Source organism: Paenibacillus sp. LjRoot56 (assembly GCF_964253335.1).
In the GTDB taxonomy this organism is placed as follows: domain Bacteria; phylum Bacillota; class Bacilli; order Paenibacillales; family NBRC-103111; genus Paenibacillus_E; species Paenibacillus_E allorhizoplanae.
Genome location: NZ_CAXURV020000001.1, coordinates 1,699,610 through 1,713,723, shown reverse-complemented (window position 1 = coordinate 1,713,723; position 14,114 = coordinate 1,699,610). Strand labels below are relative to the sequence as shown.

Sequence of the window (14,114 nt, the reverse complement as noted above, 5' to 3'; positions counted from 1 at the left end):
TTCTCTATTTAGCTTCTTTTGTTGGTTTTAAAAAAACCAGGCATGCTGTCTTCTTGACGAAAACAACACGACTCGATCTTTTAACTAGTTATTCCTTATCTCCATAATAGTAATAATAAGCAGCGTCACTTTTCCTATGGCGTTTGTTGTTGAGGACGACACCTAGGATCTTCGCCTGAACTCTTTCTAAGTTATGAATAGCCTTTCTAGCCATATCTCGTTTGACTTTCCCATCACTAATGACCATAACAACACCATCACATTTGGTTGCTAAAATTTGTGCGTCGGCCACAGCCAATGTTGGTGGTGAATCAATAATAATGACATCAAATCTGGTTGCCATTTCCTCCAGGAAAGCGGTCATTTTCTGCGACATTAGCAATTCAGATGGGTTTGGCGGAATCGGACCTGAGGTAATCAGAGATAAATTCTCGATCGACGTCTCACTGATAAACTCATCAAATTGAGTTCGATTCACAATGGCGCTAGTCAAACCATACCGATTCGACACACCAAAATAATGATGAATGGTCGGCTTACGTAAATCAGCATCAACAATAAGTACCTTCTTCCCCTCTTGGGCGTAGGCGACGGATAAGTTCGCAGCTGTTGTTGATTTCCCTTCTCCAGGCTGCGCCGATGTAACTAGAATCGTCTTCATGATGCGATCAATCGATGAAAACTGGATGTTTGTTCTTAAGGTTCGATAAGATTCGGACACATGAGATTTAGGATGCAATTCCGTAATGAGCTGATGCTTATTGATTAGCGTTCGCATAGACCGTATCGCCTACCTTTCTATGTGATTTAGAAGGAGCTTTGCTTAGCATGTCTTCTGGCTTTACTCTAGAAATGGTTGCAAGTGTAGGTAAGCCAAGATATTGTTCAATGTCGACTTCCGACTGGATGGAATCATCCAAATAATCTAAGAGGAACACGAGGCCAACAGCAAACATGAGGGACAAGACGAATGCGATCGCTACATTCATGATCAGATGGGGTGAAACAGGACCTTGATTATCCTCAGGCTTTGCTTCATTCAAAATAACAACATTATCTACCTTCATAATCGAAGGTATTGTATTCTTGAATACTTCAGAGACGGCATTCACAGTCTTAGCTGCATTCTCTGCTGATAAACTTCTAATCGATATGGTCATCACTTGCGTATCCACCGTTGAACTCACAAGAATCATGTCCATGAGGTCAGCGCTTGTCAAACCAAGCTCAGGATACTTCGCAACCACATTATCGAGGATGGCAGGGGTTAAAATAATTTCCTTATAGGTCTTAATCAACAACGCATTCGTCCGTATGGAATCGTAATCGAGATTATCCCTACCTTGAATGTCCGTCGATTTATTAACGATGATTTTAGAACTCGCTTCATACAACGGAGCAATCAAATAGTAACTCACTAGCCCAGTAACTACACTTGCCAGGAGCACAATGCTTGCAATCAACCCTATCTTTTTTTGAACAATGGTCAAATATTGTCTGAGTTCAATTTCCATTGTGACCTCCAATAGTTAATGTAATGGTAGAGACCACAACCTCCGTTTATATGGAAAGGTCTCCGTCACGATCGTTTCATTTCGTATGACACATGCGGCGTTAATGGAATACCTCTCCAGAGCTTTACGACCCTGAACCTTTTCCAAATACGAAAAAGCTTCTGCTAAATGACTCCTCCTACTGGCCAAATTATGCGCATCCGAGGCGATCAAATGAGCTAATTGCGATTTGCAAACATACATGGCGAACTTTTGTATTTTGCGACCAAATCGTCCCATTAAGGACTGCGAAGTAACCTGGCACAGGCATCCCTGTTCCACGTAGCTGTGAAGCAAGCGGGGATTTACTATAAAATCAAGCTGCCTTTCCGGATGTGCGAGGATTACTGTTAAACCAAGTACGTGCAATTCATACAAGACCTCGTCAAAATAACTAGGAATACCTGTTGGAGGCAGCTCAAGCAAGATATACTGGCTATGATTCAGCGTTCGAATGCATCCTGCATCCAAGTCAAGAAGAAGTCCCTTAGAGACTCTAACTTCTTGGCCTGGAAGGATACGAACGGGAATACGACGCGTCTCAAGCTCATCATTCAGCTCTTGAACAGCAAGATCAACCTTCTCTGCAATATTGTCGTGTCTTCCATCACCATGGTGAGGCGTGGCCACGATTGTATGAATACCTTCACTTAAAGCAAATTGAGCCATTGCGATTGCTTCATCCCATGTTCTAGCGCCATCATCCATACCAGGTAAGATATGACAATGTGTATCAATCAGCATGAAACATCCATTGTTGTCTTATTGGTCAGCTCCATGGCATTGAGATAGCCACGCACGGCTTTCTCAAATTCATTCTTAAATTGATGCTCCCAATAACGGAGAGTTTGCAGCACGATGGCCCCTGTCGGGGTTTCTTCCTCCAACCATTCCACGGCATAGACATAGCCATTCTCAAACTGGCTTCTTTCACGAAGCACGCCGCATAACGAGATGTCTTCGTTATGAAACTTAAATTGGAAACACCAAATCACATTTTCATTTATGGGTAGACTTAAATAAGAAGTGAAGCCCATTTGCGAAGGACTAATGTCGATCACTTTGAACGGCGTATACTTGGATTCCAGCATTCGCCCGTCAATCTGTTTAATATTCATCAAACCATAACAAGGGTATCTCAAAACCATTTCGGATCCTTCAGCAAACGATGTAGTCATCTATTCCCCTCCTTAATGTTACGATATGTATCATCTTGAGCCTGACTACAACAGGTGCTGACTTCCATGTGCGACTAGTGTGGCGTACGTTAATGAGTTTATAGGGGATTGTTTGGACACGATACGATGTGTGTTATCGCTCGGGAGTGAGGGGAGCATTGTTGGGATTAACTTGGAGGGGTTTCTTCGACTGGCCTTCTTTCCACAACAGAAACTGTTGCAAATCCAGTCCCAAATGTCTTAAAACATCTTTAATCTCAAGTGTAACTGGTTTATCTTTTTCCATAAAAGAGCACCACTCCTGATCATGTTATGTTTTATGACATTCCCTTTAATTCTGCTTCCAATTTATGATACATCTCGTATCTTGTCAAGAGAATTTCACAAAATAAGAAAGTTCAATAGATCCTCAAAGACTTGTATAGCACGTGTGAAAATTACATCATCTGTTTTCAAAGTTATGCCCGTAAACCCTTGGATATGATTAGAATCCTGGATAGTTTCCAGCAAGAAATCTTGTAAGCGCACCCAAGTCTGATAGAATCAGCGGCTCTCGTAATATGTCATTTTGAAAAAAAATAATTCCAATCATTCAGATACGAAACGTATCTAAAGTGCGAAAGTTGGTTCTTTTTTGACTGCATAACTTTAATCCTTAAATAACGTAGCGCTGATTTCCTTCACCTTCGCCATATCCGGAATCCAATAATATAACCGTGAATGGACTAATGGATCCATCTCATAGCCACTTTGGCCAGGAACTTGCTTGGTTGTAAAATCATCTGCTGTCATTCCTTTAAACAGCCAGGCTAAGCTGATGATATCGTTATCCTGGAAATTGGTATCCACCATATCTTTCTTGACCTTTGATAACAAACCTGCGATTTCTCCAATATGCTCTGGTCTTAATATTTCTGTCGCAACCGTTTTTAATAACTGTGTTTGCTCGCTCTGCCTGTCGAAATCTCCATTCGCAAAAGCATATCGTTCTCTTGCTAAGCTCAGCGCCAATTTGCCATCAATATGCTGTTTCCCTTGAGGTAGTGTCACCCCAGAATGAAGTAAATAAATATCATTTTTAACCTCTACATTTACGCCGCCAATGGTATCGATGAAATCCTCAAAACCCTTAAAATTCGTCTTCATGTAATAATTGATCGGTACATCTAGAAAATTAGATACGGTTTGAAGCGCTTCTTTCGTACCCTCCTCGTTACCTCCCCGCATCTCACCGAGGATATGAGCATGGTTTATTTTGGTGTATCCCACACCTTCTATGTAGACACGACTGTCTCTGGGAATGGAAATCATATTGATTTTACGCGTGCTGGGAATAATGTGCATAACGATTACAACATCCGATCTAGAGTTCTCATCACCTCTGGCATCTGTCCCAAGAAGAAGCACATTGAATGATTTTATCGGTTTGGCAGGTACTTGCTGCGTGACTTGAGGTGTTGGCTCTACAGCAACTTTAGGCTGAATGACCGTCACTCCTTCCTTAATAGGAACCGATGGCCGGCTTAAAACGGGCACATCTACTTGCTCAAAGTGATGAACGGGCTCATATTTCCAATAAACACCTAATCCCCCCCCGATGATTCCAACAAAGAGACAGCCTGCAGTGTACACTACCCAACGACGCATGTAGTCACTCCTTTAACTTCCCTATTTATTAGATACGTATTGTATCATCGAGATTGTAGAAATACAAGAAAGAAAACAAATAATAAGCCACGTCTCTTATCCAACTAAGAGAACGTGGCTTATTGGTGATCACAAGTCCATTTCATGTCTCTCATGTTGCTCCCGCCTTATCCGATCAAATCCAACTCGCAACAGCCATTCCTTCAACATAGCTGGGAAAGTAAATAGGTTGCATAGTCTCGCATTTCATACAATGGGCCAATGGAATTGTTGTATGGTAGTAGCCTGTCTTAAAAATCTTTTTGGCATAGCACTTATCCATCATTGCATTGCATTCGACACAGAATACTTTTTCATAATTAATCATCTATTCCCACCCCTTAAAGTATGACTAAATGTCGTAACCTGTTACAATATGTATATAATATTCATTATATGATACATTTCGTAACTTATCAAGAGGTTATTAATTATTTCAAATACATTTTGTATCTAGTCAAATGAATCTCTGCTTTGTTATAATTATCTTCTGGTATATTTCGTTAATGATAGTGGATATAATAATTGAATGATTATGAACAGTGAGGACTGATCAAGCTGAAATACGGAGATCGAATTGCACTCTTACGTGAAAAAAGAGGACTAACCCAAGAGGACTTATCCGTCAAAATAGGTATTTCCAGAGCATCCCTGTCTCACTATGAGACCAATCGCCGGGAACCTGATTATGAAACTATTAATAAGATTGCAAATTTTTTCAATGTTTCTATTGATTATTTGCTAGGCCGTACGAACCATCAACAAACGGTCTTGGACGAAGATGTGCGGGACTTTGTCGAAAATCTCGATTTAACAGACGAGGGAATACTACAGAAGTTTTCATTAACAGTGGATGGAAAACGATTATCTGCCGAGGAAGCAAGAAGATTTATTGCTTTTGTTAGGGCTGAGCGTTCATTAGAGTAATTACTAGCTGCTCTCAACGCTCAGCCTTCCATTAGTTGTTGACACCAATATACTTTAAAGTCACGGATGGTGCTGACTGATTAAACAAATCTCTAAGTACAGAGACATTTCTCGTTTTGAGGTAGTAGTGATAGCCATAGGTCTTACGAAGGGTATGCGTACCTATATCTGTTAAGCCTACCTGCTTTGCAGCCTGATTAAGAATCCGATAAACACGAATTCGCTTAATAGGGTGACCCGTACGCTGGGAAGGAAATAAGTAATTGTCTTCATCCATATATTGGACATATTCCTTAATATAAGCCTTCAGCTGCGAAGAAAGGTGGAATGTCTTTACTTTCCCCGTTTTCTCCTCTCTTACACTCACAATATTTCGATCCGTTACATCTTTTACTTTTAAATAGAGAATATCACTAAGATGGAGTCCTGAATTAATTCCAATTGTGAAAAGCAGCCAGTCACGAACCGATTGTTCTTTCAACACTTCCTGAATTTGCTCAATTTTCTCTTGTTCTCTAATTGGTTGAACAACTTGCATGAGTAGCACCTCACATGACCTTAATTAGTTTCATAGGATATGTTACAATATGTATCTATTGATATGTGGAGCTATCATTTTATTGGCATACCACTCCCTTTTCATCTATCATGTTACATATTGTATCATAAATTTAAGAAATGATCTATGCTTTCACCGTTCTCAAAACCTATTATTTGCTGTATAATTCTTAATAAAGAACAATTTTCAGTTACTAATCAAGATGGGAGGCCATGAGAATGTTTAAATTTCTAAAACTACCCTTTATTCTTTTACTCTCTAGCGCAATTATGTTTCCTGCCTATTCGTCAGCATCATCAGGTACAAGTAACTCTGACAATCATTTGCAAAGCAGCCCTCATAGTTTTTATCACTTTTTCACAAATTTTTTCAACAATCCCACAGAAATGAATGCCGAATTAAATGATTTTATGACAAGCTGGAATCATCAAGATTTTAATGATGTCGACTGGGAATCGGATGAAGCTATTAGTTCGCTGGATATTTGGAAGAAGTGGTTCTGTTATTAGGCAAATAAAACCTCCGTTGCTTCATTCTCATAGCAGCGGAGGTTTTACATTTATATGAGCTTCGTCTCCAGGACGAATACAGTAATTTCAGGTCGGCAATTGAATCGAATCGGTAATAAGGTTGTACCAATACCGCGATTGGTGTACACATGGAACTCCGTTCCTTCAAAGTTATACAAACCTATCGAGTACTTCTGGCCTAGGTCTGGTGTGAATACACTTCCATAGAAAGGGATACGAATCTGCCCACCATGACTGTGGCCGGAAAGTTGTAAATCGACGGCATAGCTCGAAGCCAAGTCGGCAAAATCAGGCTCATGTGCGAGCAAGAGGACGAATTCATCTTGGTCTATCCCTTTTAGGGCGAATGGTAGATTAGGTTTACCATGGAACATCTCATCCACACCGACGATATGAATACTTTCATCTCCTCGGCTGATTCTCTGGCTTCCATTGACGAGTACTTTAAAACCAGATTGCTCCAATACCTCCGTTATTCGTGCCGCATCCATACGCAGATCATGATTGCCTAGTACCGCAAATTTCCCATGCGTCGCATGCAGCTGAGATAGAATGGGAATCACGTCATTCGATATTTCGCCTTGTCTGGAATCAAATAAATCGCCAGTAAAAACAAGGATGTCAGGTTCTTGTCGCTGCAGCAGCTGGGCCAATCTAGTTAAATGAGATAAGCCATAATACTTGCTAATATGGGTATCGCTGAATTGTACGATTCGCATACCCGCGAACGAAGCTGGATAACGCTTGTATGCTAGTTTGACCGTCGTTGTCTGGATCCAATTCGGCTCACCGAAAATACCATATGCACCGCTCATCCCCGATAATATCCCTAGAGAACCAACCGCCAATAGACTATGCTTGAGGAATGACCTGCGACTTAAGGGGGTATCGTCCATGCTGCGTCCGCCTCCTAACTAGGTCTAAAGACTTGTATCACATACAAAATAATACATAATCCCCTTCTCGATTCATGATACAGTTTGTATAATTTTAATGTGAACGGGATTGATTTCGGAGAAAAAACATGCGATAATACATATAACGATACAAAGCGTATCTTACACAGAAAGTTTTGGAGGGGTCGGTTGTGAATATGCTAAAGCAAATGGAAATAGAAGAGTATGACGTAGAGTGGATCAATCTTATTATGAGTGCTCGTAAGATGGGACTTACGATGGAAGATATCCGCGCATTCTTAAGAAGCCCCTTCCAACCCAAGAAACTAACACAAATCACAAATGAAAATGATCCTTGCATGTCCCCATAAGTTTACATAGCAATGCTAGCTATTCATCGTTAGGCCGTTTCATTCTCCATTTATTGAAATCCAAAAACTCCCGAAATTGCTGCTTATCTACACCAGAAGTCATTGCTTCTTTAATAATTTCATACCATTCCTCATCTAACTCTCGCTCACCTACAGCTATCTCTTCTTGATCATCAATAAGTCTGTCGACAGGCACTTTTAGTACAGCTGCAATCTTCTCTAGAAACTGGATAGAAGGATTCTTTTGGATATCTCGCTCTAGGCTGCTAATATACGATTTGGCCACACCTGCCCGCTCAGCTAATTCTGTGAGGGACAGGCCCTTTTCTTTCCTCAATTGTTGTACGCGTTTACCAATCATATTAGATCTTCCCTTTTAAAATGTAATAGTTACTCCTATAAGTATAACAGAATTCCTATTAAAGAACAAATATTGTTCCCAATAAAGAACAACACTAGCCCCCTGAGGGGCTAGTGTTTACTTCCCTATCATGAATAAGTTCAAATGATCTCATCAGACACTCGTTATTTTGTCATTATGCCATTTCATAAACTCTATCAATATTTTCAACTCATGGATCCGTTCCTTTTTAATGCCTGATTTTTTCAAGTCTGCAATAAAATCCATCCATTCTTGATCAAGTTGCTGATTGGTTTCCACTTCTACAGCAATTTTCAAAAGTATTTTCAAATCAACCTTGAGAACCAAAGCAATTTTCTCGATTACATGAATGGAAGGATTCTGTTTCAAATTCCTCTCAATGTTGCTTAAATACGACTTGGAAATACCTGTCCGTTCCGAGAGCTCGGACAATGTATACCCCCTTTGCTTACGAATACTCGATATATTGTGACCAATCATCGTTATCATCACTCCACAGTGACACTTTTGGCAAGATTTCTGGGCTTATCAATATCACAGCCCCGATATTTAGCTGCATAATAAGAAATTAATTGTAATGGAATCACTGACACCAAAGGGGTTAGCAGCTCATGGACGGCAGGCAGCACAATCTGATCGCCTCTCTCCTCTGATCCTTCCATGCTAATCATACAAACATGGGCACCACGTGCCATCATTTCTTGCACATTGCTTCGAACATTCGCACGAATAAGTGACTGTGTAATGAGAGCAATGGCAGGTGTCCCCTCCTCAACTAAGGCAATTGTGCCGTGCTTGAGTTCCCCACCTGCGAACCCTTCAGCTTGGATGTACGATATCTCCTTCAACTTTAAGGCGCCTTCTAATGCAACATAATAATCTACCCCTCTGCCAATGAAGAAGCAATTTCGGGAGGAAGTGAGATATTTCCAAACGACTTCTTCCATCATCTCTTTCTTATTAATCAAAATTTCCATAGCGTTCGCGGCGATACTCAGCTCATGAAAAGGGTTAATACCATACAACTGCTCCATGCCTTTCTCTCTTACACTATCGAAGGCAAGCAACGCTAATACAGCAATTTGCGCTGTGTAGGCTTTCGTTGAAGCTACAGCAATCTCTGGTCCTGCATGCGTGAGTAACGTATAATCCGCTTCACGAGATAGTGTCGATCCTGGTACGTTAGTAATCGTGACGGTAGGATACCCCATCTGTTTAATCGCAACCAATACACCTCGACTATCTGCCGTTTCGCCGCTCTGCGAAATAAAGATAAACAGCGGATTCGCGGACAAGATAGGCCTGTTATACAGAAACTCGCTGGCGATATGTGCTTCAACTGGGATGTTAGCGATCTTCTCGATCAGTTGCTTACCAACTAAACCAGCGTGATAACTGGTTCCACAAGCAATGATATAGATGCGATCCGCCATTGTCATACGTTCGCGCAACTGAGGGTCAATCAGGATCCCCCCTTGGCCATCCTGATATTTGGATATTACCTTGCGAATAACCACTGGCTGCTCGTCAATCTCCTTGAGCATATAGTGCGGGTATAAACCTTTCTCTATATCGCTGGCATCCAGTTTTACTTGAAAAGGTCTTCTTTGAATCGTTTCACCATCTAAGTTTTTAATTGTATTGGAATGCTGGCGAAGAATAACCATCTCTTCATCCATCAATTCGACGAATTGATTCGTAAGCTGCAGCATCGCCATTGCATCGCTCGCAATAACATGGAAATCGGATCCAAGACCGATGAGTAAAGGACTTTTATTTTTGCCAACATAAATGGTTTCTGTGTCCTGACTATCCAATACAGCAACAGCATATGAACCTTTAATTGCTAGAAGCAATTGCCGAAAAGCCTCCTCGACAGATAATCCACTTTCCACAAGTTGCTCCATCTTTTGTACAATGACTTCTGTGTCCGTATCACTGGAGAATGGAATATGAGCAAGGGAATTCTCCTTCAGCTCTTGATAATTCTCAATCACACCATTATGTACGACCGTGAATCTACCATTGTGACTTTGATGAGGATGTGCATTGCGCTTACTTGGTTTGCCATGCGTTGCCCATCTTGTGTGACCAATTCCCATCCGCGCGCCTTGCTCCAAATCAATAACTTCGCGAAGCGCTGCAATTCGACCTTTTTCTTTATACAGATGTAGGCCGCTCTCGTTTAGAATAGCAATACCCGAAGAATCATATCCTCGATATTCTAGCTTTTCTAATCCCTTAACCAATATTTCCTTCGCATCCTGACTGCCAATATATCCTACAATTCCGCACATTCGCATTACCTCCCCAATCTTAATTCTCAATAAAGAACAATAAGTCAATATTTAGGAATAACTGAATAGATTTGTCTATTTATTCATACGTTTGTACAGAAGGGAGGAATTCATGCCATGACTTCATTTTGGATAAACGTATGGAGAAAGGTGATACGTAGGTACCATAAATTCATGCATGACTACAACTTTATCCTCTATCGGGATTGCCTGGACGCACAAATGAAAATAACACTATTTCAGAAAATGATTCATCATCGTACGAAAATAGACGAAAATTCATAAGCCAATTAGTTTAAGCACTAATACTTTTGGCTTTAAGGATGGATTTCTGAATACAGGTAATGACCCGATCTTGCTCTTCTTCCGTCATACTTGAACCCGAAGGCAGACATAAACCTGATTGGAATAATCGCTCTGACACATTGTCGCTGTCACTATGTGGATAATAAGCAATCCCTTCAAATAGAGGCTGCATATGCAGCGGCTTCCAAACGAGACGAGCCTCGATATTCTCTACCGCCAGGAGTTCTATTAATGTCTCCACGGATACGCCGGCTTCTTTCGCATCGACTGTCAATGCTGTCAACCAACGATTCGACCTTGTATTCGGTAACTCCGGCATAAATTGAATGCCTGGCAAATGGGCTAATGCGTGATAATAGCGTTCAAATACAACTCGTCTAGCGATCACTCTTTCTTCCAAAACCGCAAGCTGAGCACGGCCAACTCCTGCCAATATATTGCTCATCCGATAGTTGTAACCCATCTGACTATGCTGATAATGCAGGGCATAATCTCGTGCTTGTGTAGCTAGAAAGCGTGCTTTATTCAGCCCATCCACATCGTTCGACACCAACATGCCGCCGCCTGATGTGGAAATAATCTTATTCCCATTAAAGGAATAGACGCCAAACTTTCCAAATGAACCGCTTGCTCTTCCTTTATAGGTCGATCCTAAGGATTCTGCCGCGTCTTCAATAATGGGTACATGAAATAATTTACACAGCTCCACGATTTCGTCCATTTTGGCACTTTGACCATATAGATTAACAACGATAATCGCTTTGGGCAATTTCCCATTACGAGCTGCCTCAAATAACGCACGTTCTAAGGCCAACGGAGACATGTTCCACGTTTCTGGCTCTGAATCAATAAATACTGGTGTTGCGCCCAAATAAACTATCGGATTAGCACTAGCAACAAACGTTAGGCTTGAACAAAAGACGGTATCCCCTTCAGCAACATCCAATAGTCGCAATGCTAAGTGTATGGCCGCTGTACCCGAACTAACTGCTGCCGCATCAACAAGACCAACATGGCTTGCTATCTCTTTCTCGAAGGCATCGACATGCGGGCCTAGCGGAGCGATCCAATTTGTATCAAAAGCCTCCTGGATAAACGCCATTTCATTACCACTCATATGCGGGGGAGAAAGATAGATTCTTTTTTTGTTGGTAAACATAAATTCAACCACACCTTTCATTCACTTTTTTTTAGGAATAAGTACTGCTGGGGTCCCAATCGCTGTTCGAAAGGAGGGAATATCATGGATAACCGTAGCTCCCGCTCCAACTGTAGCCCATTCGCCAACCTGTTTCCCAGGGATAATTGTTGCTCCTGCTCCTATCATGCTTCCTTCTTGGATCACAACAGCTCCTGTCAATGTTGCCTTAGGTGCAAGATGAACATAGTCAGCAATCTGACAGTCATGCTCAACGATGGATCCCGTATTCATAATGGTATGGTGACCAACATGAGCGTCTGCATTAATAACCACATTAGCCATAATGACGGAACCATGACCTAGAGAAGCACTTGGACTAATGACGGCTGACTCGTGGACAAGGGTTACGTAGTTCTCATGAGGTAGGCCTATTTGCATAAAAATAGACTTCCTTCGTTCGTTATTGCCAATGGCAACCACCCATTTCAACTCATAACCGAGATCAATCAATTGATGAGCTGAGGAAATTGGCCCCTGATACAAGCCATCTTTGGACATGAGTTCCGTATACTTATCATCTAGAATTGCTACAATTTGATTTTCTTTCTTTGATCGAATAATCTCCCTGATAACCTTGCTATGACCACCTTCACCAATCACAACAATATTCACACAAGTCCACATCGCTTCATGACAAATTTGATCCTGAGAATTTCTCCATCGTTACATGATTCCCATGACTGACGCCTTCTGATTTCACGACTTTGCCAACCGTTAACACCAATATTTTGAGATCCAACATAAAGCTTCTATTCTCTACGTACCAAATATCGAGTTTAAATTTCTCTTCCCACGAAATTGCATTTCTACCGTGCACCTGCGCCCACCCTGTAATCCCAGGTCGGACAAGATGACGCTTCGCTTGTTCTTCGGAATACAGGGATAAATAATCCATCAATAGCGGCCTTGGCCCGACTAGGCTCAAATCACCTTTGATCACATTGACCAATTGTAACAATTCATCCAGGCTGAATTTTCTAAGAAAACTGCCAAAGGGAGTCAATCTCATTGAATCCGGCAATAGATTACCCTCACTATCTCTAGCATCCGTCATGGATCGCAGCTTTAATATGTTGATTGGCTTTTCATGTAAGCCTGGTCTTTGCTGCTTAAAGATGACCGGCGATCCAAGCTTCAGCTTAATTAGAAGGGCAACGATACCGATAATCGGTAGAAATAGCAGTAATAATGAGATAGCAACACAGACATCAAACACTCTTTTCATAATGGATCTACTCCTATTAAACTTGACTAAAAAGCTTTGATTTCATTCGGTCCAGCTTCCAAAGGATATAATTCATATTTTTAAACGTATGACCATCCACGGCAATTAGCCATTTATTATCCTTTAGTAAAAGTTGGTCGATATGATGCATGCCATCCTTGCGCCAATCTTTCTCTTCCTTGGATCCACTCAAAATAAGGGAAACCTCTTCTTCCACATATTCCTGCTCAGTTAGCTTATTCACTTTAAATACTCGGACTGACTCACCATAATGTGGATAATCTGCTTGCGTATATCTATGCACACATCCATCCGAAATAATGAGTCTTCCTCCCGGTCTACTGATCTTATCGTTATTTGAAATGATTGGACTTTGAGGATGCTCCGTCCAGGGTCCTTCTAACTGATCCGAATAGAACACATGAAGATTGTCCTCATCCGTCCCTGTAAACATCCACCACTTGCCATTATATTGCACAAGGGATGGATCCAAGTAATTGCCCTTCAACAGATCGCAATGTACCTCCCATTCAAATGGGAAATTCTTGGCTTTATATAAAATTACCCGATCCGATTCGGCAGTTTCAGGCAGCATGAAGAATTCGTTATTATGTTTAAATACTTGTGGATACGATAAATGGAATTTCTCACGCAGCACGACACGACCATATTTCCATGTCATTCCATCTGTACTCGTAGCAACGCCAATTTCCCCTTGACCAGATGCCTTATTCAAAATTTCAAAGAAAAGAAAATAGTCAGATTCATGCTGGATTATGAATGGATCAGCAACAAATTCCGCGGGCACATCCGTTACATCGGAAGCTTGCAAACTAGGAATGGTTAATTGTTGATACTGTGGCTCTGTTGAAATAAAATGGTCTGATCGAAATACCTTTATTGACCATGTAGACACAACCATTCCTTGGCGCAACAGAGCCATCCAACTTTGAAATCTCTTTAGATTCCATGCACTAGCGATTGACAAAACTGTTCCTCCTTA

18 protein-coding genes are annotated in these 14,114 nt (G+C 41.2%); 3 read left to right on the top strand and 15 right to left on the bottom strand.

The window, feature by feature from the left end; all coding sequences use genetic code 11:
• Positions 1-88: 88 nt before the first annotated feature.
• From ACSQ8O_RS07640 to ACSQ8O_RS07615, 6 genes are all read right to left on the bottom strand, one after another.
• Positions 89-778, bottom strand: coding sequence for a CpsD/CapB family tyrosine-protein kinase (locus ACSQ8O_RS07640; RefSeq protein WP_436241079.1), 690 nt, complete (start codon positions 776-778; stop codon positions 89-91).
• Positions 759-1,514 (bottom strand): YveK family protein, encoded by a 756-nt coding sequence (locus tag ACSQ8O_RS07635; RefSeq protein WP_436241078.1) that lies wholly within the window; start codon positions 1,512-1,514, stop codon positions 759-761. Before ACSQ8O_RS07635 ends, ACSQ8O_RS07640 begins: the two co-directional genes overlap by 20 nt.
• Positions 1,515-1,529: 15 nt before the next feature.
• A complete protein-coding gene (locus tag ACSQ8O_RS07630; protein WP_436241077.1) occupies positions 1,530-2,297 on the bottom strand; it encodes a tyrosine-protein phosphatase in 768 nt (255 codons plus the stop codon).
• The gene (locus ACSQ8O_RS07625; RefSeq protein ID WP_436241076.1) at positions 2,291-2,731 is read right to left on the bottom strand and encodes a hypothetical protein; all 441 of its coding nucleotides are present in this window, start codon (positions 2,729-2,731) and stop codon (positions 2,291-2,293) included. Before ACSQ8O_RS07625 ends, ACSQ8O_RS07630 begins: the two co-directional genes overlap by 7 nt.
• Positions 2,732-2,864: 133 nt before the next feature.
• Positions 2,865-3,017 carry a hypothetical protein gene (locus ACSQ8O_RS07620; protein WP_436241075.1) on the bottom strand — a complete coding sequence of 51 codons (153 nt, stop codon included), beginning with the start codon at positions 3,015-3,017 and terminating at the stop codon, positions 2,865-2,867.
• Positions 3,018-3,379: 362 nt separating this feature from the next.
• Positions 3,380-4,378, bottom strand: a complete 999-nt coding sequence (locus ACSQ8O_RS07615; RefSeq protein ID WP_436241074.1) for an LCP family protein — start codon at positions 4,376-4,378, stop codon at positions 3,380-3,382.
• 597 nt (positions 4,379-4,975) lie between these two features.
• Between ACSQ8O_RS07615 and ACSQ8O_RS07610 the strand changes: the two genes are divergently transcribed.
• The gene (locus ACSQ8O_RS07610) at positions 4,976-5,344 is read left to right on the top strand and encodes a helix-turn-helix domain-containing protein (RefSeq protein ID WP_082595196.1); all 369 of its coding nucleotides are present in this window, start codon (positions 4,976-4,978) and stop codon (positions 5,342-5,344) included.
• Between the two features lie 31 nt (positions 5,345-5,375).
• Here the strand turns inward: ACSQ8O_RS07610 and ACSQ8O_RS07605 are convergent, their stop codons facing one another.
• The gene (locus ACSQ8O_RS07605) at positions 5,376-5,882 is read right to left on the bottom strand and encodes a tyrosine-type recombinase/integrase (RefSeq protein WP_236288369.1); all 507 of its coding nucleotides are present in this window, start codon (positions 5,880-5,882) and stop codon (positions 5,376-5,378) included.
• A gap of 239 nt (positions 5,883-6,121) precedes the next feature.
• Between ACSQ8O_RS07605 and ACSQ8O_RS07600 the strand changes: the two genes are divergently transcribed.
• Positions 6,122-6,412: a hypothetical protein gene (locus ACSQ8O_RS07600; protein ID WP_436241073.1), complete on the top strand. Its 291-nt coding sequence runs from the start codon at positions 6,122-6,124 to the stop codon at positions 6,410-6,412.
• A 50-nt stretch (positions 6,413-6,462) separates the two neighbouring features.
• On the opposite strand, the gene ACSQ8O_RS07595 is transcribed toward ACSQ8O_RS07600, so the two are convergent.
• Positions 6,463-7,329 carry a metallophosphoesterase gene (locus tag ACSQ8O_RS07595; protein WP_436241072.1) on the bottom strand — a complete coding sequence of 289 codons (867 nt, stop codon included), beginning with the start codon at positions 7,327-7,329 and terminating at the stop codon, positions 6,463-6,465.
• 197 nt (positions 7,330-7,526) lie between these two features.
• Here ACSQ8O_RS07595 and ACSQ8O_RS07590 point away from each other — a divergent pair, with 197 nt between their 5' ends.
• The gene (locus ACSQ8O_RS07590) at positions 7,527-7,700 is read left to right on the top strand and encodes an anti-repressor SinI family protein (protein ID WP_436241970.1); all 174 of its coding nucleotides are present in this window, start codon (positions 7,527-7,529) and stop codon (positions 7,698-7,700) included.
• Positions 7,701-7,719: 19 nt separating this feature from the next.
• Here the strand turns inward: ACSQ8O_RS07590 and ACSQ8O_RS07585 are convergent, their stop codons facing one another.
• From ACSQ8O_RS07585 to ACSQ8O_RS07555, 7 genes are all read right to left on the bottom strand, one after another.
• Positions 7,720-8,061, bottom strand: a complete 342-nt coding sequence (locus ACSQ8O_RS07585; RefSeq protein ID WP_056608967.1) for a helix-turn-helix domain-containing protein — start codon at positions 8,059-8,061, stop codon at positions 7,720-7,722.
• 153 nt (positions 8,062-8,214) lie between these two features.
• Positions 8,215-8,562: a helix-turn-helix domain-containing protein gene (locus tag ACSQ8O_RS07580; protein WP_056608965.1), complete on the bottom strand. Its 348-nt coding sequence runs from the start codon at positions 8,560-8,562 to the stop codon at positions 8,215-8,217.
• Between the two features lie 8 nt (positions 8,563-8,570).
• A complete protein-coding gene (gene glmS / locus ACSQ8O_RS07575; RefSeq protein WP_436241071.1) occupies positions 8,571-10,379 on the bottom strand; it encodes a glutamine--fructose-6-phosphate transaminase (isomerizing) in 1,809 nt (602 codons plus the stop codon).
• Between the two features lie 295 nt (positions 10,380-10,674).
• Complete coding sequence (locus ACSQ8O_RS07570; RefSeq protein ID WP_436241070.1) at positions 10,675-11,844, bottom strand: DegT/DnrJ/EryC1/StrS family aminotransferase; 1,170 nt, start codon at positions 11,842-11,844, stop codon at positions 10,675-10,677.
• A 21-nt stretch (positions 11,845-11,865) separates the two neighbouring features.
• Positions 11,866-12,498: an acetyltransferase gene (locus tag ACSQ8O_RS07565; protein WP_436241069.1), complete on the bottom strand. Its 633-nt coding sequence runs from the start codon at positions 12,496-12,498 to the stop codon at positions 11,866-11,868.
• A gap of 16 nt (positions 12,499-12,514) precedes the next feature.
• Positions 12,515-13,111, bottom strand: coding sequence for a sugar transferase (locus ACSQ8O_RS07560; protein ID WP_436241068.1), 597 nt, complete (start codon positions 13,109-13,111; stop codon positions 12,515-12,517).
• 16 nt (positions 13,112-13,127) lie between these two features.
• Complete coding sequence (locus ACSQ8O_RS07555) at positions 13,128-14,099, bottom strand: glucosamine inositolphosphorylceramide transferase family protein (RefSeq protein WP_436241067.1); 972 nt, start codon at positions 14,097-14,099, stop codon at positions 13,128-13,130.
• Between the last annotated feature and the right edge of the window lie 15 nt (positions 14,100-14,114).